Source organism: Paraburkholderia kirstenboschensis, assembly GCF_032806925.1.
Lineage (GTDB): Bacteria > Pseudomonadota > Gammaproteobacteria > Burkholderiales > Burkholderiaceae > Paraburkholderia > Paraburkholderia kirstenboschensis.
Genome location: NZ_CP136512.1, coordinates 1,121,034 through 1,141,171, shown reverse-complemented (window position 1 = coordinate 1,141,171; position 20,138 = coordinate 1,121,034). Strand labels below are relative to the sequence as shown.

General features: G+C 61.7%; 17 protein-coding genes. 10 read left to right on the top strand and 7 right to left on the bottom strand.

Translation table 11 applies throughout. The annotated features are described in order from the left end of the window. Positions 1-82: 82 nt before the first annotated feature. From RW095_RS13865 to RW095_RS13855, 3 genes are all read right to left on the bottom strand, one after another. Positions 83-544: a GNAT family N-acetyltransferase gene (locus RW095_RS13865; protein WP_317019537.1), complete on the bottom strand. Its 462-nt coding sequence runs from the start codon at positions 542-544 to the stop codon at positions 83-85. A 219-nt stretch (positions 545-763) separates the two neighbouring features. Further along, positions 764-1,885 carry an NAD(P)/FAD-dependent oxidoreductase gene (locus RW095_RS13860; RefSeq protein ID WP_317019536.1) on the bottom strand — a complete coding sequence of 374 codons (1,122 nt, stop codon included), beginning with the start codon at positions 1,883-1,885 and terminating at the stop codon, positions 764-766. A 131-nt stretch (positions 1,886-2,016) separates the two neighbouring features. Next, positions 2,017-2,220 (bottom strand): DUF3562 domain-containing protein, encoded by a 204-nt coding sequence (locus tag RW095_RS13855; protein WP_128584562.1) that lies wholly within the window; start codon positions 2,218-2,220, stop codon positions 2,017-2,019. A 324-nt stretch (positions 2,221-2,544) separates the two neighbouring features. Here RW095_RS13855 and RW095_RS13850 point away from each other — a divergent pair, with 324 nt between their 5' ends. The 5 genes from RW095_RS13850 (at position 2,545) to RW095_RS13830 (ending at position 6,721) form a co-directional block, all read left to right on the top strand. Continuing rightward, positions 2,545-3,144 (top strand): cytochrome b, encoded by a 600-nt coding sequence (locus tag RW095_RS13850; RefSeq protein WP_317019535.1) that lies wholly within the window; start codon positions 2,545-2,547, stop codon positions 3,142-3,144. A 53-nt stretch (positions 3,145-3,197) separates the two neighbouring features. Beyond that, the gene (locus RW095_RS13845; protein WP_317019534.1) at positions 3,198-4,649 is read left to right on the top strand and encodes a glycosyltransferase family 2 protein; all 1,452 of its coding nucleotides are present in this window, start codon (positions 3,198-3,200) and stop codon (positions 4,647-4,649) included. Between the two features lie 120 nt (positions 4,650-4,769). After that, positions 4,770-5,978, top strand: a complete 1,209-nt coding sequence (locus RW095_RS13840; protein ID WP_317019533.1) for an aromatic ring-hydroxylating dioxygenase subunit alpha — start codon at positions 4,770-4,772, stop codon at positions 5,976-5,978. Between the two features lie 109 nt (positions 5,979-6,087). After that, positions 6,088-6,297, top strand: coding sequence for a hypothetical protein (locus tag RW095_RS13835; protein ID WP_317019532.1), 210 nt, complete (start codon positions 6,088-6,090; stop codon positions 6,295-6,297). A 7-nt stretch (positions 6,298-6,304) separates the two neighbouring features. Beyond that, positions 6,305-6,721: a rubredoxin gene (locus RW095_RS13830; RefSeq protein WP_317019531.1), complete on the top strand. Its 417-nt coding sequence runs from the start codon at positions 6,305-6,307 to the stop codon at positions 6,719-6,721. Here RW095_RS13830 and RW095_RS13825 read toward each other — a convergent pair. Together RW095_RS13825 and RW095_RS13820 are read right to left on the bottom strand one after the other, a co-directional pair. Next, positions 6,718-7,566, bottom strand: a complete 849-nt coding sequence (locus RW095_RS13825; protein ID WP_317019530.1) for an oxidoreductase — start codon at positions 7,564-7,566, stop codon at positions 6,718-6,720. The two genes, RW095_RS13830 and RW095_RS13825, sit on opposite strands and share 4 nt — an antisense overlap. Positions 7,567-7,766: 200 nt before the next feature. Then, positions 7,767-8,687 carry a LysR family transcriptional regulator gene (locus RW095_RS13820; RefSeq protein ID WP_317019529.1) on the bottom strand — a complete coding sequence of 307 codons (921 nt, stop codon included), beginning with the start codon at positions 8,685-8,687 and terminating at the stop codon, positions 7,767-7,769. Between the two features lie 167 nt (positions 8,688-8,854). Between RW095_RS13820 and RW095_RS13815 the strand changes: the two genes are divergently transcribed. Beyond that, positions 8,855-9,622: a transporter substrate-binding domain-containing protein gene (locus tag RW095_RS13815; RefSeq protein WP_317019528.1), complete on the top strand. Its 768-nt coding sequence runs from the start codon at positions 8,855-8,857 to the stop codon at positions 9,620-9,622. Positions 9,623-9,662: 40 nt separating this feature from the next. Further along, entirely contained in the window at positions 9,663-10,778 is a 1,116-nt protein-coding gene (locus tag RW095_RS13810; protein WP_317019527.1) for a succinylglutamate desuccinylase/aspartoacylase family protein, read from the top strand. 79 nt (positions 10,779-10,857) lie between these two features. Here RW095_RS13810 and RW095_RS13805 read toward each other — a convergent pair whose 3' ends face one another. Then, a complete protein-coding gene (locus RW095_RS13805; RefSeq protein WP_317019526.1) occupies positions 10,858-13,020 on the bottom strand; it encodes a phosphocholine-specific phospholipase C in 2,163 nt (720 codons plus the stop codon). A gap of 58 nt (positions 13,021-13,078) precedes the next feature. Then, positions 13,079-13,390, bottom strand: coding sequence for a hypothetical protein (locus RW095_RS13800; protein WP_317019525.1), 312 nt, complete (start codon positions 13,388-13,390; stop codon positions 13,079-13,081). 212 nt (positions 13,391-13,602) lie between these two features. On the opposite strand from RW095_RS13800, the gene RW095_RS13795 reads away from it, so the two are divergent. The 3 genes from RW095_RS13795 (at position 13,603) to zwf (ending at position 20,136) form a co-directional block, all read left to right on the top strand. Then, complete coding sequence (locus RW095_RS13795; protein ID WP_317019524.1) at positions 13,603-15,582, top strand: amylo-alpha-1,6-glucosidase; 1,980 nt, start codon at positions 13,603-13,605, stop codon at positions 15,580-15,582. Between the two features lie 51 nt (positions 15,583-15,633). Beyond that, a complete protein-coding gene (locus RW095_RS13790; protein WP_317019523.1) occupies positions 15,634-18,429 on the top strand; it encodes an MGH1-like glycoside hydrolase domain-containing protein in 2,796 nt (931 codons plus the stop codon). A gap of 87 nt (positions 18,430-18,516) precedes the next feature. Continuing rightward, complete coding sequence (zwf, locus tag RW095_RS13785) at positions 18,517-20,136, top strand: glucose-6-phosphate dehydrogenase (protein ID WP_317019522.1); 1,620 nt, start codon at positions 18,517-18,519, stop codon at positions 20,134-20,136. Positions 20,137-20,138: the final 2 nt, after the last annotated feature.

Below are 20,138 nucleotides of genomic sequence, written 5' to 3'. Positions count from 1 at the left end.
TTGCAGAGGACGAAAGGCGCACTGGGTGGTGCGCCTTTTGTTTTTTGAGGTGCCCGGCATTTGCTGCACCACGCTGCACACATCACATCTGTTTCCGATACACCACAAACCCCGACTTATCCGCCACCGTGTCATACAACCGCATGGCGGTGTGATTCGTCTCATGCGTTTGCCAGTACACGCGTTGCGAACCATCAGCCTTCGCACGCGCATACACCGCTTCGATCAGCGCGCGGCCCACGCCCTTGCCGCGCTCGGACTCCAACGTGTACAGGTCTTGCAAATAACAGATCGGTCCCGCCAGCGTCGTATGACGGTGATAAAGAAAATGCACGATGCCGATCAACTCGCCATGACGTTCGGCGACCATCGCGTGCATCGGCTCATAAGCGTCGAAGAAGCGGCCCCACGTTAGCTGAGTGATTTCTGGCGGCAATGCAGTTTCGCCGGAGCGGCCATAGAACGCGTTGTATGCGTCCCAGAGCGGCAGCCATGCATCGAAATCGTCGTGTTTGACGGGGCGGACCTGAATGGTGTTGGACATGCGCGGCTCCTGGTTATCTCGACAGGCAAACCGTCAGCATAAAAAAATTGGGCCGCTATTGTTAGCTCCACCGCGCGGCTCAATTTTGGAGCCATGCGTCCGGGAGCGCGAGACGAAGCGCTAATGCGAGCGCTGCTTGATGCCCCAGCGCCCGTCCTGCCAGGTCACGATCCACACATTGCGATGCTGCGTGATGATGGACCCGTCGGCGCGAATACGCTACGCGCAGATGCGCGCCCATACAGTTTCGGCTCTGAGCCATTGAACCAGCGCGGTGTCGTCATCGCTTTCAAGCGCATGCGCGACGCGAAGCCCCACCGCCGCGCCGAATTGGTAGCCGTGCCCCGAACAGCCGCACACCGCGAGTGTCTTGCCGACGCGCTTCGAAAAGAACCGCTGGTCCGCCGCGAACGTGTAAGCGCAGGTTTCCACCTCGGTGACCGTGTATTCGTCGATGCGGCTAAACGGCGGCGCGAAGAGTCGACGCAAACGGTGCCCTTCGCCGGGCGCCGCAGTGCGGTCGGTTCCGGCATCCGGCACCGGTTTCTTCAGTGCGCCCGCGCCGAACTTCAGATCGGCACCGTCGATTGGCGGCAACACGTAGCCATTGCTCGAACCGCCAATGTCGACGATCGCCGGTGCGTTCGACCACGCGTTCTCCAGGTCCGCCGGCGGCGTCAGATATGCGACGACGTTGCGGTGAATCGCCAGGTTGTCGGCAAGCGCGGGAAGGAGCCGCAACGTCCACGCACCGGCAGCTACCACGAGCCGATCCGCCTGGACCACGGTGCCGTCGTCGATATGCACGAGCGCCGTGGGCGCATCGATTGCAACCGCCTTCGTATGCATGCGAATGTCGACGCCGCGCATTCTGAGCCACGCTTTGACATCGTGCGCGATTCGCCCGCTGAAGAGCGCGCCTCCGTCACGATCGAGATACGCGTAGCGAAACGTGGCGGCGTCGAGGAATGGGTAACGCTCGGCGGCTTCGCGAGCATCGAGCCGTTCGTATTCGAAGCCCACGCGGTCGAGGCTCATACGCAATTGCTCGGCGCTGTCGCCTGGGGATTGTGAAATGCCGAGCGCGCCGCAATTCGCATAGTGGGAAACGCCGAGATCGTCCCATAGCATGTCCCAACTATCGAACATCTCAGCGATGCTCTCCGCATAGCCGTCGGCGCCGTCATGCGCGCGGCAAATCATGCCATGCGCGTCACGCGACGCGGCAAGCAGACTGGGTATCGAGCCCTGCTCGATCAACGTGATGTCATGGCCCAGCTTGGTGAGCGACCACGCCGTGCTTAAGCCGACAATTCCAGCGCCAACAATTGCCACCCGCATACCAATCCTCCGGTCGGTTGAACCGGGTCAAGTCTAGCGCGGGAAAATAATTGCTGCGTTGAGTAAGTCGAAGTCGATTCAGCCGACAATTTGCATTGCATAAAACGGCGCCCGTCCGTGCGCCGCAGCGTTCAGTGCTTCCGATGCGAGGCGTCGCGAAGCGTGTTGCGGACTTTCTTAGCCGCGAAGAGCGGCACATAATCGAACACCCGCGCGTCGTGGCGATAGTCGGCCAAGGTGTCGGCATACATCTTGGAGACAGTTTCCGGCGGCGTATCCGTTTCCTCTGCAATGCTTCTGACCACTTCGTCTACGTTTGGCTCGGGTTGCGACATTGTTTATCTCCAGACAAGCAGCGGTTGAACGGGCGAGCCCGGCGATGCGCGGGATTTTATTAGAGGATGCGATTCGCGCCGCCGCCAATTGAATCGGTCTATCGCGCGCCATCTGCCACAGAGATTTTTTTCTTGCGGTGCGAATTTCACTGACTTAGTGCGAGCGCCTGGCACCGAGGCGGCTTGAAATAATCGGAAACAGAACATTAAGCGAGTTGCGGAATAAAACGGCACACTCAGGGGTTCTTTTCTCCTGAATGGCACGCTGCGGAACGCCGCCCAATAGAAAGCCTGGCAACGATCCTCTCTCAGGCCGCACCACTTATGAACATCCACGCCGAACCCTTGATTAACCAGACCGGAACGCCAGCGCGCTCACGCTACACGCGCACGGCGATCACGCTGCACTGGCTTGTTGCGCTGCTGATGATCGGCAACGTTGCGCTCGGTCTGAGCGCGGATTCGCTGCCCGACGACTGGGTGCGCCCGGTAATCAATACACACAAGTCCATCGGCATCACGGTGCTCAGTCTCGCGCTCATGCGCATCTTGTGGCGCGTGTCGCACAAGCCGCCGCCGCTGCCGCGCGAGTTTCCGTCGTGGGAGAAAGTCGCTGCGCATCTTGCGCACTTTCTGCTCTATCTGCTGATGATCGGGCTGCCGCTCTCCGGCTGGTTGCACGATTCCGCATGGAAGGACGCGGCCACGCATCCAATGCGTCTGTTCGATCTGTTTCCTTGGCCGCGTATCGGCTACGTGATGAACCTTGATCCCGCACTGAAGGAAACGCTGCACGACCGCTTTGGCGCGTTGCATACGTGGCTGGGCTACGCGCTGTATGCGTTGCTTGCCATGCATATCGGCGGCGCGCTGAAGCACCAGTGGATCGATCGAAAGTCGGTTCTGAAGCGCATGATGCCCTGAGCACCGCTTCACTTATTCTCTAAACCGCAGCAACGACCGGCCCGCTAGTTACCTTGAAACAAAACCTGGAACAGGCGTTCGCGCTTACGTCGCCCCGTATCGTGCCGCGTGGCACGACGCTTTCGAGCACGTTGATTCACGCAAGCGTCGTTGCCGTGTGGCTGCTGCTATTCGCGCGTGCCTTCTTTCTGCAAGGCGTGGTTGCGTGGTCCACAGGTATCGCGTACGTGATCTACGACACCGTGCTGCTCGCGTTCGTCACGTGGAAAGCGTTGCCGCTCATGCGTCGCGCGGCGCCGCTCGAGCCTGACTACGATCGGCGCTGCTTGCCGGACATCGGCGTGGTTGTCGCGTCGCATAACGAGGCGGCCGTGCTGCCGGTCACGATTGCGGCGCTGTTACGGCAGGTTCACGGCCCGGCGCAAATCGTGATTGCCGACGACGGCTCCACCGATCACACACACGCGCTGCTCACCGAACGCTTCGGCCTCGTCGCGCCGGCCGAGGGCACGTTGAGCGCGCCCAGTTCGCTTTATCCCAATCTCTTCTGGCTGCGTATGCCGCACGGCGGCAAGGCGCGCGCGCTGAACGCCGCGATCACCGTGATGAGCACGGACACCGTAATGACCGTCGACGCCGATACGCTTCTCGACGACGACGCCACTTACGCAATGCGCGCCGCTTTCGCAAGCGACCCCAAGCTCGTGGCCGCGGCCGGCATCCTGGTGCCGGTTTGCGGCAAGTCCGCGTCGGGCCGTGTGCTGCAATGGTTCCAGACCTACGAGTACATGCGCAATTTCATCGCGCGCTTTGCGTGGATGCGCGCGGACAGTCTGCTGCTGGTCTCGGGCGCCTTCGCTTCATTCAGGCGCGACGCGCTGCTCGACGTCGGCGGCTTCGATCCGCAGTGTCTCGTCGAAGACTACGAGCTGATACACCGGCTGCGCCGCTATTCGGTCGATCATGGCCTCGGCTGGGACGTGCGAGTGGTTGGCGACGCGCATGCGCATACCGACGCGCCCGACAACCTCGGCAGCTTCCTGCGCCAACGGCGGCGCTGGTTCGCCGGGTTCCTGCAAACGCAGTACTGGAACCGCGACATGACCGGCAATCGCCGTTATGGAACGCTCGGCATGCTGATGCTGCCCGTGAAGGCGCTCGACACCATGCAACCCATCTACGGCCTGACCGCTTTCGGATTGCTGCTTGCGTTTGTGTTCGGCGGGCACGGTGCAATCGTCGTGTCGATCTTCAGTGTAATCGGCCTGAAAACGGCGATCGACCTGGCTTTCTACCTGTGGAGCGTCCATCTTTACCGGCGCTGGACCGGCAAGCGCAGCGGCTCCAGTATGGGCATGGCGATGCTGGCTGCCATCGCCGAGCCGTTCACTTTCCAGCTGCTGCGCCACCTCGGCGCGGCGCTCGGCTGGCTGCACTTCCTACGCGGCGGGCGATCGTGGGGCGCGCAGCGCCGCACTGGGCTCGTCGCTCGCGACGAGGCCTAGCGGCGCGGTGTTTTGACCCCGCCGGACCCATGCCGTACGCGGTTCGAGTAGACTGACGACGATCACGGCCGCGAGATGCGGCCGCCTACTTTATCCGCACGTGCACGGAGGCTCTACACTATGCATGCTGTTCCCCCGCTCGAACAAAGCACCGTCGAGGCGTCCTCAACGCATGCGACATCGCCTAAAGCCGCTCCCACGCTGGGCCACGCGGCCAACGACGCGCCGGTCCGGGACCTGCGCCGCGTCGGCATACATCCCGACTACTGGTATCCGCTCGCGTGGTCGCACGAAGTAAAGCGTGGCAAGACACATGGTGTGACGTTTGCGGGCGATCCGATCGTGCTCGCGCGCACCGAATCCGGCAAAGCTTTTGCGCTCGAAGACCGCTGCGCGCATCGTCAGGTGCCGTTGCACCAGGGCGTGGTCGATGGCGAGTCGATTCGTTGCGGCTACCACGGTTGGACCTATGACTGCTCGGGCAAGTGCATCGACGTGCCGTACCTTGGACGTGAGCGTTTGCCGAACGGCGTGCGCTCGTATCCGTGCCGCGAAGTGGAAGGCCTGATCTTCGTATTTCCCGGCGACCCGGCAATGGCCGAGATTCGCCCGCTGCCCACACTCGGTTCCGTGTCCGACAAGAAGTACAAGACCCGGCGCTTTGGCCGTCCTGTGAATTGCCACTACTCGTTCATGCACGAGAACCTGATGGACATGAACCATCAGTTTCTGCACCGCCGCCAAATGGGGCAGATGCGCGCGCGTTCGCTCGGGCGGCGGCGCGGCGAAGGCTGGGTCGAAGTCGATTACACGTTTGCGCGCATGGCCGGTCAGCAGCCGATTGGCGAGGCGATCGTGTTCGGCCAGAGCCGCAAAACGGGCGGCGACAACGACAAAGACGTGATGACGATCCGCACCGAGTATCCGTATCAGACGCTGCAGATTCGCACGTCCGAGCAGACGCTCGTCATGGACCTGTGGATTGTCTACGTGCCGCTCGATCGCGAGCAGCGCACCAATCGCACTTTCGGGCTGCTGTCCATTCGCAAGCCGGGGTTTCCCGGGGCGCTGAACCTCGCGTGGCCGCTGCTGGTGTGGTTCACTGAGCGCATCTTCAGGGAAGACCGCGAGATCGTCGAGGCCGAGCAACGCGCGCACGATTCGCAAGGCGCCGACTGGAACCACGAAGTGTTTCCGGTCATCAACGAACTGCGTGCGTTGCTGCGCGAAAGCGGCGCGCCGGATCAGGTGGTGGGTGCGGGCACCGGCGACACGGAAATCATCCGCTTCTGGGACTCACGCAGCGGTAGCCCGCTGGCGAAAACCTGAGCGGCGAGCGGCAGGCGGCATTTCCGCCTCGCCGCGAATTAGTTCATCTCCATCGCGTAAGTAATCCGGTGCGGTCGACCGGCGATAATGGCAACCAGGTGGTAAGCGGGTGGCAACCGATACGCGCGGGTTTGCGCAGATCGGCATGCGCCGCACCGAGACCCGTGTACCATTTCGCTTTTTGATTCCTAAAGACCGCTCCGTGACCACGCAACAATTCCCCGCCGCATCGCGCAAACCCCTCACTCTCCTTCAATTGCTCGGCATCATCGGCGCCGCCGGGCTGATCGCTTCCGTTTTGCTCAATCTGGTGGTGTAACGCCGTTATGTACAAGAAGGGCGTGGCGGTAGAAATCCAGTTTTGCCCCGAGCGACTCAACGACGGCGCGGGCGACCCCTACTGGATCGACCTGACGCAAGACGAAGCGCAGCGGCTACTGGCAACCCTGCAAACGCGTTTCGCCGTGGACAGTTCGGGCACGCAGGCGCCGCTCGTTGTCAGCCTGGACGACACGCCGGCCTTGCAACAGCAAAGCACGCCGGAGTCTGCGGCCGTCATCGCCGCTTCGGCGGACGACTTCAAGCAGTGGGTCTGCGTGATCTGCGGCTGGATTTACGACGAAGCCGCCGGCTTGCCCGAAGACGGCATCGCGCCGGGCACGCGCTGGGCCGACATTCCTGCCGACTGGCGCTGCCCGCTGTGCGATGTGGGTAAGGAAGATTTCGCGCTAGTCGAGTTCTAGGCGTCGGGGTAATCGGCGCCCACGGTAGTCGCTTCCCACGCATCGAAGTCGCCGCGCATGAAGTCGAGCTTCTTGCGCGCCAGTTCCAGCGCGGTCTTGCCGAGCAGCAAACGCAGCGGCGGGCGCTCCGACAGCGCCGCGTCGATTATCGCTTGTGCCGCGCGCACCGGATCGCCGGCCTGCTTACCGCTACGCGCTTCGGTCTGCTTGCGCCGCTCGCCGGCGGTGGCCGCGTATTCGTCGATAACGGTCGCCGACTGCTTGATTGACGGACCGGCCCAGTTGGTTCGGAACGGACCGGGTTCGACGATCAGCACGTCGATGCCGAGCGGCTTGACCTCGGTGGCGAGAGATTCGGACAAGCCTTCCACCGCGTATTTCGTCGCATGGTAGTAACCGGTTGCCGCAAAACTCGTGAGACCGCCAATCGACGATACGTTGACGATCAGGCCGCTGCGCTGCTCGCGCATGACCGGCAACACCGCCTTTGTGATGTCGACGAGACCGAACACGTTCGTCTCGAACATGGCCCGCACTTCGTCATCTTCGCCTTCTTCGATCGCGGCCAGGTAGCCATAACCTGCGTTGTTCACGAGCGTGTCGATGCGGCCAAAACGTTGCGTGGCTTGTGCGACGACGTCTGCGATCTGCGCGCGGTTCGTGACATCGAGCGGCAGAACGAGCGCACGCTCGCCGTGCGGCTCGGCGATGTCTTTTACTTTGGATTCGTCGCGTGCGGTAACAACGGCGCGCCAGCCTCGCTCGAGTACCAGTTTTGCGAGTTCGCGGCCAAAGCCCGTCGAACAACCGGTGATCAGCCAGACGGGATTGTCTCGATTCATCATGTGGGAAAACTCCTGTTGATGTTCTGCCAGTTTGCCTTGCGCCTTTCGTTTGACTAACGCCTTGAATGTTGTTCGCGCCCGGCAGGGGGCTTTAATTGTAGTCGTTGGGCGGCGGCCTCGCTTTGGTGCGCCTCGACAAACCCGGGCGAACGCTTCGTCGATCTGCCCCGCTCGATGCCCGCGCCGCAAGTGGCGTCGTTTCAACGCGATCTCACCGTACGTGTGTACGAGGCGATCATGGTCGCCAGTTCCTGAGCGGCGGGCGTGAGAGGAATGGCCGCGCGTTGCAGCAGGCAGACGGTCTGCTCGATGGCGCGCTCGCGGACGTCAATCACGGTGAGCGCACTCGCAAAAGGCCCTTGCTTCGCGATAATCGACGACTCCAGCGACAGGCAATCCGTGGCGCCCACGAGGTGCAACGTCTCGTACAAGCCTTCCACGGTCGCGACGATTTCAGGCGGCGGCAAGCCATGACTTTCGAACAGATGACTCAGGCGGTTGACTTGCGGATCGTCGGTAAGATTCGGCGAGCGCGTCGCAATCCACGCGCACCCGGTGAGTTCCGCGAGCGTTCGCGCGCCGGCTTTCGGATGACCCTTGCGGCAGACAATGACCGGGTCGGACGGATAGAGCGGCACGACAGAGAGATCGGCTGTATCGGTATGTTTCGACACCAGCGCGAGCGCGAAGTCCAACCTGCCTTCACGAATCCACGAGATCATCATGCGCGAGGTGCCGGTGCGCAGATGCAGCGCGACCTGCGGGAAGCGCGTGCGGAAGTCCATCAGCACGGGTGCCAATGCGTCGACGAGCGGCTCGGTGGTCATGCCGAAGCTGACCTCGCCCGCGTAGTCGCCGCGCAATTGCTGCACTTCCTGCTCGGCGCGTTCGCATTCGCTGATGATCGCGCCGGCGCGCTGCAACAGCCGCTGGCCCAGCGCGGTCAACGCAATGCCGCGATTGGTGCGGATAAACAGCGTTGCGCCCAACATCGATTCAAGGTTCTGCAGCTGCTGCGTGATGCCGCTTTGCGCGACGCCCAACGCGCGCGAGGCTGCACGCAGGCTGCCGTGTTCGGCTACTGCCTTGGAGGCTCGCAGTTGGGAGATGGTCAACGCCATGTGAGCGTCCGTGTGGTAGTTCGCAGGGTGGCGCGGGTACTCCACCGCCGGGGCCGCGTCGGTGATCGGCAAAGGTGATCATGATAGTCGGAACGGGACTTCTATGGAGCGCGGCACCCGCATACGATGACTTGGCCACGATCCGTCCACTCGAACCTTCCGCTCCCATGAAACTTTCGCTGATGATCCTCACCGCCGCGCTGACGTTTAGCTGCGGCGTGTTTGCCGCTGAGTCGGGCACGCTGCGCCTGGGCATCGACCCGAGCTATCCGCCGATGGACTCCAAAGCGCCTGACGGCAGCCTCAAAGGTTTCGACGTCGATCTCGGCAACGAAATTTGCCGCCGCATTCAGGCACGTTGCCAATGGGTCGAACTCGAATTTTCGGGGATGATCCCGGCGCTTCAGGCACGCAAGATCGACGCGATTCTTTCCTCGATGGCGATCACGCAAAAGCGGGAACAACAAATACTGTTCACGTCGAAGCTCTTTCAATTCAAATCGCGGCTGATCGCGCGGCAAGGCTCGCCGCTCGCCGCGGGCCTGCAGGCACTCTCCGGCAAACAGATCGGCGTGCAATCGGGCACGCAGTTCGAAGGCTATGCGCTCACGAACTGGGTGCCGCTCGGCGCACATGTCGTCGCATACAAGAGCCAGGACGAAGTATTCGCCGACCTGCAAAACGGACGCCTGGACGGCGCATTGCTCGGCTCGGTGGAAGCGGATTTCGGTTTTCTGCGCACACCGGCCGGCAGGGGCTTTGCGTTTGTCGGCGAACCGCTTTCAATGGGCGATCGCGGCACGGGCATCGGCTTGCGCAAGGACGAGACGGCGATACAGGCGTCGATCAACGCTGCGATCGCCGCCATGTTGAAAGACGGCACCTATGCGCAGATCGCAAAGAAGTACTTTGACTTCGACCCATACGGCAACTGATGTCCGCGCGTCTTGCTCTTCAACCGAAAGCTTTCCACTCATGAACAGGCAATCGCATCCGCTTCTTTCGCCGGCTATCGGCACGCACCGCGAACTGGTGTCGTTTCACTTCGGCCCGGTTGGCAGCGGGGAGAAGATCTATATTCAGTCGTCGCTGCATGCCGACGAAACGCCGGCAATGTTGACCACGGTTCTGTTGAAGCGGCGTCTCGTCGAACGCGAACAGCAGGGCGCACTGAATGCCGAGATCGTGCTCGTGCCGGTGGCCAATCCGGTCGGACTCGGGCAATACATACTCGGGCAGTTTCTAGGGCGCTTCGATCTTGCGAGCGGCAAGAACTTCAACCGGCATTTCCTGCAGTTTCCCAAGCTGATTGCGCGGGCTCGCGAAGCGCTAGGTGCCGATGCGGCGGAAAACGTGCGCATTGTTCGTCGGTTGATTGCAGAGGAACTGGCCGCGCAGAAACCATTGACCGAATTCGAGTCTTTGCAATTTGCAATGCTCAAGCTCTCATTCGATGCGGACGTCGTAATCGATCTGCATTGCTCGCTCGAAGCCGCGATGCATCTGTACACGAGCGAGGCGGCGTGGCCGCAATTCGAACCGTTCGCGCGTTATCTTGGCGCACAGGCCTCGTTGCTCGCAACCAACTCGGGCGGCGAGGCCTTCGACGAAACGCACAGCCTGTTGTGGTGGCAATTGCAGCAGGAAATGCCCGCCGACAAGCCGGTGCCGAACGGCGCGATCGCCGTAACGGTGGAATGCCGCGGTCAGCGCGACGTTTCATACGAAGCGGCACAGCAGGATGCCGATGCGATCGTCGATTATCTCGTGTGGCGCAAAGCTGTTCGACTTGAAGCGAAGCCGCTGCCGCCGCTGTTGACCGCCGCCACGCCGCTTGCGGGCAGTGAGCAGTTCTATGCGCCAGTGAGCGGCATCCTGATTCATCGCGCGAAAATCGGCGACACGATTCGCGTGGGGCAACCGCTGTTCGATATCGTCGATCCATTGACCGACGAAACGTCCACGCTCACGAGTCACACGGAAGGCGTGTTCTATATGCGTCGCGCGATCCGCTTCGTGACGGCGGGCGCGCCGCTGGGTCGAGTGACGGGAGCGCGGCCCTTCAGAACAGGCGTGTTGTTAGGGGCGTGATTGGCGCCAGCATGCGAAGAGACTTCGGCAAGACGCGCAGACAACACGGGCCCAGCCGAAGCCTAAGCTTCATACGCTGTTAATTTGCCACCAGCACCGGCGCGATTGCAGCCGGATCGCTGATACTGGGTCGGCCATTTTCGACATGACCTGCAACGCGGCGCAAGAAACTCTCGTCGTCGTTACTGGTCACCGTCAAGTCGTACCAGTGATGGCTCGCCGCGAGCACCCATGCCTCTTCGATATGCGCTCCGGCCGGCACCAGCACCGGGCGCGGGCGCGCGCCATACGCATTGTCGGTCACCGTCAAGCGCGCGAGCTTGCCGCCCTTGTTGCTGAACTTGAGGAACACGTTGCCGTTCGCAACATCGTATTGCACCTTGACTTCGGGCTGAGCCGGCTTCTCGTTGTGATGCCCCCCGCCAAACTGCGATGCCTGCGTTGCCCCTTGCGCGGTTGCCGCTACGTTGCCCGCGAATTTGCGTACGAAACCGTTCGGGCCGAACACTTCGAATGCATATGCGCCGTTAGTCGCCGTGAGATCGAACGACTCGCTGAGCGACTTGCCTGCCTCAACGGTGTAACGCCACGGACCGTCCGTGCGGTTCGTCGAGTACACATAGAAGTGCGCGCCCTGATCGCCGGTGTTGCCGATAGAAAGTTCGAACGTGCTCTTCTTCGCGTCGGCCTGGCCGTTCACATGCAGTTCGTACGGCAATGCGCGCGCGAAGCGGATGCCGCCTTCCTGCGGGTCGATCGCGCCCGGCGTCGCTGGGACGGTCGGCTTCGGCTGCGTCGCGCATTGGTTGTCGGCAATGGTCTTGTAGTTGCTCGTGTCGGGCAGCGGCGGCACCTTCGAATCCGGTGTGCGGAAATCGAACGCCGTCGTCAGGTCGCCGCACACAGCACGACGCCATGCGGTTATGTTCGGCTCGTACACTCCAAAGCGCGTTTCGATGAAGCGGATCACTGACGTGTGATCGAACACCTGCGAGCATACGAAACCGCCCTTGCTCCACGGCGAGACGATCGTCATGGGCACGCGTGGGCCGAGGCCGTAAGGCAGGCCGTCGGCCGTATAGCTGCCGCCGCGACCCGGGTTGACCACGTTGTGAATTTCGCCTTCGGTGCTGACCGTCGACTTGCCTTGCGCGGGCGTGGTCGCGGGCTGCGGCGGCACCATGTGATCGAAGAAGCCGTCGTTCTCGTCGTACATGATGAAGAGCACGGTCTTGCTCCACACCTCCGGGTTCGACGTCAACGCATCCAGAATCTGTGACGTGTACTCGGCGCCGTATGCGGGCGTGTATTGCGGATGCTCCGAGTACGCAGCCGGCGGGCACAACCATGAAACTTGCGGCAGCTTGTTGGCGAGCACGTCGGCTTTCAGATCGTCGATGGTGCGCACCGTTTGCGCGCGTTCATACAACGGCGAGCCCGGCTGCGCGTTGATGAAGTTGCTGAAATTCTGCAGGATGTTGGTGCCGTAATTGCCGTTCAACGGATCGGAGCCGGTCAGCCCTTGCTGATAGACCTGCCACGAAATGCCCGCGGCTTGCAGGCGCTCGGGGTACGTGGTCCACGAAAGCAACTGATAGTTCGGCGGGCCGTCGCCGTCCACCCAGTCGTTGTTGTCGAGGAGCGGCCCGCCGAACTTGCCGGTTGGGTCCACGGTGCCGGTCATCAGATACGAGCGGTTCGGGTGCGTCGGTCCCGGCAGCGAACAGAAGTATGCGTCGCACACGGTGAACGCATCGGCGAGCGCGTAGTGGAATGGAATGTCGCCGCGCAGGTGATAGCCCATTGTCATGTCGGTCTTGGTGGCGGGCCACTGGTCGTAGCGGCCGCCGTCGATCGCGGCATGCGTCTTGTACCAGCTGTGATCGAGGTCGCCCACGCATTGCGCGCTCGTCGTGGACGTATCCAGATGGAACGGCAGCACAGGTTTCGTCGGGTCCGCCTTCGACGGTTGATACCACACCGGCTTGCCGCTCGGCAGTGGAATCGGGAAGCGGTCGTTGTAACCACGCACTCCGCGCAAGTGGCCGAAGTAGTGGTCGAACGAGCGGTTCTCCTGCATGAACACGACGATATGTTCGACGTCGCGAATGGTGCCCGTGCGCGAAAACGCGGGAACGGCCAACGCATTGCGGATCGACTCAGGCAGCGCGGTCAGCGCGGCGGCAGCGCCGGCGGATGAAGCCACGGTCTGCAGGAAACGGCGACGGCTATTTGATGTCATCGAATATCACCTTCTGCGGGGGGAAAGAATAGCGCGCCGAGCGCGCCGGTGGAATCGGTCACTTGCTGTTCGCGCTGTCGCCGGGTGCGTAATGCATGACGGGCGCCATTTGCTGGCTGTCGGCGGCGAGGCTGGCTTGCATGTTCTGCGTGATCGCGTCGGCCGCGAGGGCGGGGTTTGCCGCGAGCGTCGACGACGCGTTGAGAGGAAATGCTGGCGAAGATGCTGCAGGAGTCGCCGCGTTGTTCGTCACAACGCCCGGCGATGAAGACGCATTACTCGACGCGGAATCATCCGCGCCGCAGCCGGTTAGCGCTAACGTTGCGAGCGCAACGAACAGCGCGCCAATGAGGCGTATGTCTGTTCTCATGTCTGCATCCAGTTTCGTGAAAGCGGATGCAGTCTCCAACCCTTTCAAGAAATAATTGTGAAACGTTTGCGAGTGGGAAAATTGACTCGCGGTTGTGAGTTCTTCGAAAGGAATCGGAAAGTGATAAGTAGGAGAATGGACACGTTAGCGCCATCTGCTTGACTTTCAAGCACACGGAAACATAGCAACCGCCTTGCACGAGTGCTCACGCCATGACACGCATTGAACGACCTTTCGACATGACGCGTCTCGAAGACGAATGGCTCGAAGCGGACGGCTTCGGCGGCTTCGCATCGGGAACCGTGGGCACGCTGCGCACGCGCCGTTACCACGCGTTGTTGTTGACGGCCACGCGAGCGCCGGGCGGCCGCATCGTGCTCGTGAACGGTATCGAGGCGTGGCTCGAAGCGCATGGCGAGCGTTATCCACTGAGCATGCAACGCTATGTGCCTGATGTGCTCTATCCCGATGCGGCGTCGAACGTGCTCGACTTCACCACGGAACCCTGGCCGACATGGCGCTTCCAGTTCGATACGGAAACGCTTGTCACAGCCGAGGTGTTCGTCAGCAAGGCGACGCGCGAAACCGTATTACGCTGGCGGTGGCAGCGCACGCAAGCAGCATCGCAAGCAGGTGCGCTTACGTTGAAAGTGAGGCCGCTGTTATCGGGCCGCGACTATCACGCGCTGCATCACGAGAACGCCGCGTTCGACTTCAGCGCTCAAGCCGGCAACGATGCCGGTTGCGTAAGCTGGCAACCGTATGGAGATCTGCCGCGTATTCATGCGACGACGAACGGCGTCTACACGCATGCGCCCGACTGGTATCGCAACTTCTGCTACGTTCGGGAGCGTGAGCGCGGGCTCGATTTCAGCGAAGACCTGGCAACGCCCGGCGTCTTCAGTTTCAATCTCGCAGATGCAGATGCAGATGCAGACGCAGTGATGATCCTCAGCGCGTCGGATACGACGACCGCACACGCTGCGGCGTCGAGCCATGCCGATCAATTGGCCGGCGTCGAACAACAACGCCGCCATGCCTTCGGCTCGCGTCTGCAACGTTCCGCCGACGCCTACGTCGTGCAGCGTAACGAAGGCCGCACAATACTCGCGGGTTTTCCATGGTTCACCGACTGGGGCCGCGATACGTTTATCGCAATGCGCGGCTTGCTGATTGCATCGGGCCGTCTCGACGCTGCCGAGGCGATCCTGCTCGAATGGTCCGAAACTCTGTCCGAGGGCATGCTGCCTAACCGCTTTCCCGATTACGGCGATGCTCCGGAATACAACTCCGTCGATGCATCGCTTTGGTTTATCGTCGCCGTATACGACTATCTGTCGACGAGTCATGCGAGCGCCGCAACCATGAAGCGTCTGCAGCAAGCGGTCGAAGCGATCCTCGCGGGTTATACGCAAGGCACGCGCTTCAACATCAAGGCATCCGCGGAAGATGGTCTGCTATGTGCAGGCGTGCCCGGCATGCAGCTGACGTGGATGGACGCGAAGGTCGGCGATTGGGTCGTCACGCCGCGTATCGGCAAGCCGGTGGAAGTACAGGCGCTGTGGATCAACGCATTGCGCATTGCAGCAACGTGGAATCCGCAATGGCAACGGCTGGCCGAACAGGCGTTGCAAGCGTTTCTTAAACGCTTCATCGATCCGTCCACGCAAACGCTTTTCGACAACATCGACGTGGATCATGTGACCGGCACCGTGGACCGCTCGATTCGCCCGAACCAGATTTTCGCGGTCGGCGGTCTGCCTTTTGCATTGCTCGAAGGCGCGGCGGCGCGCGCGGTGGTCGATCAAGTTGAAGCGCAACTGCTCACGCCGCTCGGCTTGCGCACGCTTGCGCCGTTAGACCCCGCTTATCGCGGCCGCTACAGTGGGGCGCCGTACGAACGCGATGGCGCCTATCATCAAGGAACGGCGTGGCCGTGGTTGCTCGGGCCATTCGTCGAGGCCTGGTTGCGCGTGCGCGACAATTCACCAGACGCGCGCCGGGAGGCCCGAACACGATTTCTCGATCCGCTATACGCGCATCTCGATCACGCCGGGCTCGATCACATTTCCGAAATAGCCGACGGCGACGCGCCGCATGCGCCTGCCGGCACACCGTTTCAGGCGTGGTCGCTTGGAGAACTGCTGCGTATAGAGCACCTGCTTGCCGGGTTGGATCGCACCGGCGCGTAAACCGCGCTACGATGTGTGTCTCTCCGCCAAGCCCGACGCAAGGATGCTGTCATGCCACCGCTGCGCGCTGCCAGTCTGTTGGACACCACTGAAGGCTCACGCCTGCATTCGGCGGATTGCTCCCACTGGCAGCGCTGGGGACCGTACCTCAGCGAGCGCCAATGGGGCACCGTACGTGAAGATTACAGTGCGGACGGCACAGCGTGGGACTACTTTCCGCACGACCATGCGCGTAGCCGCGCGTACCGTTGGGGCGAAGACGGCATTGCCGGTTTCGGCGACGACACGCTGAGCTGGTGTGTGTCGCTTGCGTTGTGGAACCGCAAGGACCCGATCCTGAAAGAGCGGCTCTTTGGCCTCACGAATGCGCAGGGCAATCATGGCGAGGACGTGAAGGAGTTGTACTTCTATCTGGACGGCACGCCCACGCATTCGTACATGCGCATGCTCTACAGGTATCCGCACACCGCTTACCCGTATCAGGATCTGATAGAGGAAAACGCGCGACGTGGCGGCGACATGCCGGAGTACGAGATTCTCGACACCGGTGTATTCGACGACTTGCGCTATTTCGACGTGCAGGTCGAATACGCCAAGCACGCACCGAACGACATCGTAATGCGCGTGACAATAGAGAATCGCGCGGATGAGCCCGCGTCGCTCGATGTGCTTCCGCAAATCTGGGCGCGCAATTCGTGGTCGTGGAAAGAGAACACGGATAAGCCGTCGCTCGTTGCGGGCACCGACCATAACGGCCACGCGCAGTTGATCGGTCATCAGCATGGACAAGAGCCGATCGTCGTGACGGCCTGGTCGAACGACGTGCCGCAACTCACATGGCTGTTCTGCGAGAACGACACCAACGTGAAGCGCCTCTACGACATGGAGGCGGAAGGTCCGTTCAAAGACGGCTTCAACGATTACCTCGTGCATGGCGACCAGCAAGCTGTGCGTCGCGAGCGCGGCACGAAAGCCGGCGCGCATGCGCCGATTGAACTCGCTCCGCACGGCCGCGCGGTGGTCTACATGCGTTGGCGTCCGGAAGCGAGCCCCGACGAAGTGCCGCTCAACGCCGATGCGCTCTTTGCGAAGCGGATCGGCGAGGCCGACGAATTCTACGGCGCGCTGCAACACGACATGGATGACCCCGACGCGCGCCTGGTGCAGCGTCAGGCGCTCGCGGGCATGCTATGGTCGAAGCAGTATTACCGGTATGACGTGCATCGCTGGCTCGAAGGGGATCCTTTGCAGCCGAAGCCCGCGACCGCGCGCAAGCGCGGGCGCAACGCGGACTGGATGCATCTGTGCAACGCCGACATCGTGTCGATGCCGGACAAGTGGGAGTATCCGTGGTACGCGTCGTGGGATCTCGCGTTCCACGCAGCGGCGTTCGCGCTGATCGATCCCGCGTTCGCGAAGCGTCAGTTGCTGCTGCTGGTGAAAGACCGCTATCAGCATCCGAATGGACAACTGCCCGCCTACGAATGGGCGCTCGGCGACGCGAATCCGCCCGTGCACGCATGGGCTGCCTGGCGCGTCTATGAGATCGACCGTGCGCTCACCGGCAAGCCGGACCGCGATTTCCTCGAACTGGTCTTTCATAAGCTGCTGCTCAATTTTTCGTGGTGGGTGAATCGCAAGGACGCCGACGGCCACAATATTTTTCAGGGCGGTTTTCTCGGCCTCGACAACGTGGGTATCTTCGATCGCTCGTCGCCGTTGCCAACCGGCGGTCACATCGATCAGGCCGACGGTACCGCGTGGATGGCCGCTTACGCGCTCGACCTGATGCGTATCGCGCTCGAACTCGCGTATGCGAACCATGTGTTCGTCGATATCGGCGTGAAGTTTTTCGAGCACTTCCTGTACATCGCGCAAGCCGTGAGTTGCGACGACGGCTGCGATACCGGACTCTGGGACAGCGAAGACGAGTTCTTCTACGACAAGCTGCGCCTGCCTGACGGCAGCAGCATTCCCATGCGTGTACGTTCGATTGTCGGGCTCATTCCGCTTTTCGCGGTGCACGTGCTCGAAGAGCGTTTGCATGGTCACTTGCCTGGATTGCGGGATCGGCTTGTCTGGTTCCTCAGGCATCGTCCGGACCTCGCAAAGCTGGTCTCGCGCTGGAACGAACCGGGCAAGGGCAACGCGCTGCTGCTGTCGGTCTTGCGCGGGCATCGTATGAAAGCGCTGCTGCGGCGCGCGCTCGACGAGAGCGAATTCCTCTCCGATCATGGCGTGCGCGCGCTGTCCCGATACCATCGCGATCATCCGTTCGTCTTCAACCACAACGGCAACAGCTTTACCGTCAAATACCTGCCGGCAGAATCGGATACGCGCGTGTTTGGCGGTAATTCGAACTGGCGCGGTCCGGTGTGGATGCCGGTCAACTATCTGTTGATCGAATCGCTATACGAATTTCACCGCTATTACGGCGACGAATTCCGCGTCGAATATCCGACCGGTTCGGGCCAGAAGTTCTCGCTGTGCGAAATCGCCGACGAACTCGCCCGCCGCGCGACAACGCTGTTCCTGAAGAACAAGGACGGCGAGCGCCCGGTAATGGGTGCTTATCCTTTGCTGCAAGCCGACCCGCGTTCGAGCGATCTGGTTCTGTTCCATGAGTATTTCCACGGCGACAATGGACGCGGCGTCGGCGCTTCGCATCAAACGGGCTGGAGCGGACTCGTAGCGCTGCTGTTACAGCCGCGTGTCATGGCCGCTTCCGGCAGCGTGCCGCTCGCGGGCGAGGCGGGGCGCGCGCCGATTCCGACTGCGCCGTCGGCACCGGCACGAGAGGTCGAGCCTGAAACGGCGTCTGCGTTGGCGACCAGTTCCGTCAAATAGCGCGCTATCGTTTTGAACTGTGTGGCTGCGGGCGTGGTCTTTCAAGTATTGCCACGTCCGTTTCATTGGCTTCTTCAAGTGAATCCCATGCCGACTACACCGAATCCTCAAGCCGCTAATCCTTCGAACGCAGACGCTAAGGGCAACGTTGCTGTCGAGCGGAGTTGCAAGGTCAGTGCCACTGCGCACGGTGAGCCGCCGTCGCCTGCGGGCAAACGACCCGCGCCGCCTTGCACGCTGGTGATCTTCGGCGCGGGCGGCGACCTTACGAAGCGCCTGCTGATGCCCGCGCTTTACAACCTCGCAGTGGACGGCCTGCTCGACGGCGGCATGCAGATCGTCGGCGTCAATCATGGCGCGCGGGAGACGGGCGAGTGGCGGGAAGACCTGCACCAGTCGCTGCAAAAATTCGCTGCCGACAAGGCCAGCACCTTTCACGCCGGCAAGCTGGATGACAACGCGTGGGACTGGGTCGCGCAACGCCTCGAGTACATGGCCGGCGAATTCGAGACGCCCGACACCTTCGCGCGGCTCAAGCAGAAACTCGCCCAGGCGCCGGGCGGCAATGTGATTTTCTATCTGGCGGTCACTTCGCGTTTCTTCAAACCGATCGTCGAGCATTTGGGCGAGGCAGGTTTGCTCAAGGAAGGCGATGGCTTTCGCCGCATCGTGATCGAAAAGCCGTTCGGCACCGACCTGGCAACAGCGCGCGATCTGAATGCGCATATCCTTTCATACGCGAAGGAATCGCAGATTTATCGCATCGACCACTTTCTCGGCAAGGACACGGTGCAGAGCATTCTTGCCGTGCGCTTCGCCAACGCGCTATTCGAGCCGGTATGGCGGCGCGAATATATCGACAGTGTGCAGATCACGGCGGCCGAAACAATCGGCGTGGAAGGGCGCGGCAAGTTCTACGAGCAAACCGGCGCGTTTCGCGACATGGTGCCGAACCACCTGTTCCAGTTGCTCGGCATGGTCGCGATGGAGCCGCCCAATTCATTCGATGCCGAAGCCGTGCGCGATAAGAAGGCCGAAATTTTCGACGCCATCTTGCCGCTGACGCCGAACGACGTCGTGTTCGGTCAATACGAAAACGGCACCACGGGCGTGGGTTATCGCGAAGAGCCGGATGTTGCGCCTGACAGCACGACTGAAACATATGCCGCCGCGCGCGTGTTCGTAGAAAATTGGCGCTGGGCTGGCGTGCCTTTTTATCTGCGCACGGGCAAGCGGCTTGCCGCGCGCCGCACGGAAATTTCAGTGCAACTGAAACCCGTGCCGTTCCGTTTGTTCCGCGACACGCCTGTCGACGCGCTTACGCCTAACGTGCTGACTTTGCGCATCGACCCCGCGCACGGCACGAGTTTCGACTTCAACGTAAAAACGCCGGGCCCGGTGATGCAGATCGGCCCGGTACAGTCTTCGTTCGATTATGCCGATTTTTTCGCGGAACGCGCGAACGTAGGCTATGAAACGCTGCTTTACGACTGCATGCTGGGTGACGAAACATTGTTCCAGCGCGCCGACAGCATCGAAACGAGCTGGTGCGCGGTAGACGATGTGTTGCATCCGAAAGCCGGCGGCGCGGTTCCGGTGCACGGCTATCCGGCCGGCAGCGAAGGACCCGCCGAAGCAGATGCGCTGCTGGCGCGCGACGGCCGCGCATGGCGTCCGTTGAAAGCAAGCGCGGTCCAGAAGAAGTAATG

Coding starts and splice junctions, on each gene's coding strand:
- RW095_RS13820 (WP_317019529.1), bottom strand. CDS start 8,687: ATGGCGTTGACCATCTCCCAACTGCGAGCCTCCAAGGCAGTAGCCGAA.
- RW095_RS13810 (WP_317019527.1), top strand. CDS start 9,663: ATGAACAGGCAATCGCATCCGCTTCTTTCGCCGGCTATCGGCACGCAC.
- zwf (WP_317019522.1), top strand. CDS start 18,517: ATGCCGACTACACCGAATCCTCAAGCCGCTAATCCTTCGAACGCAGAC.
- RW095_RS13855 (WP_128584562.1), bottom strand. CDS start 2,220: ATGTCGCAACCCGAGCCAAACGTAGACGAAGTGGTCAGAAGCATTGCA.
- RW095_RS13825 (WP_317019530.1), bottom strand. CDS start 7,566: ATGATGAATCGAGACAATCCCGTCTGGCTGATCACCGGTTGTTCGACG.
- RW095_RS13840 (WP_317019533.1), top strand. CDS start 4,770: ATGCATGCTGTTCCCCCGCTCGAACAAAGCACCGTCGAGGCGTCCTCA.
- RW095_RS13815 (WP_317019528.1), top strand. CDS start 8,855: ATGAAACTTTCGCTGATGATCCTCACCGCCGCGCTGACGTTTAGCTGC.
- RW095_RS13795 (WP_317019524.1), top strand. CDS start 13,603: ATGACACGCATTGAACGACCTTTCGACATGACGCGTCTCGAAGACGAA.
- RW095_RS13800 (WP_317019525.1), bottom strand. CDS start 13,390: ATGAGAACAGACATACGCCTCATTGGCGCGCTGTTCGTTGCGCTCGCA.
- RW095_RS13830 (WP_317019531.1), top strand. CDS start 6,305: ATGTACAAGAAGGGCGTGGCGGTAGAAATCCAGTTTTGCCCCGAGCGA.
- RW095_RS13860 (WP_317019536.1), bottom strand. CDS start 1,885: ATGCGGGTGGCAATTGTTGGCGCTGGAATTGTCGGCTTAAGCACGGCG.
- RW095_RS13865 (WP_317019537.1), bottom strand. CDS start 544: ATGTCCAACACCATTCAGGTCCGCCCCGTCAAACACGACGATTTCGAT.
- RW095_RS13850 (WP_317019535.1), top strand. CDS start 2,545: ATGAACATCCACGCCGAACCCTTGATTAACCAGACCGGAACGCCAGCG.
- RW095_RS13790 (WP_317019523.1), top strand. CDS start 15,634: ATGCCACCGCTGCGCGCTGCCAGTCTGTTGGACACCACTGAAGGCTCA.
- RW095_RS13805 (WP_317019526.1), bottom strand. CDS start 13,020: ATGACATCAAATAGCCGTCGCCGTTTCCTGCAGACCGTGGCTTCATCC.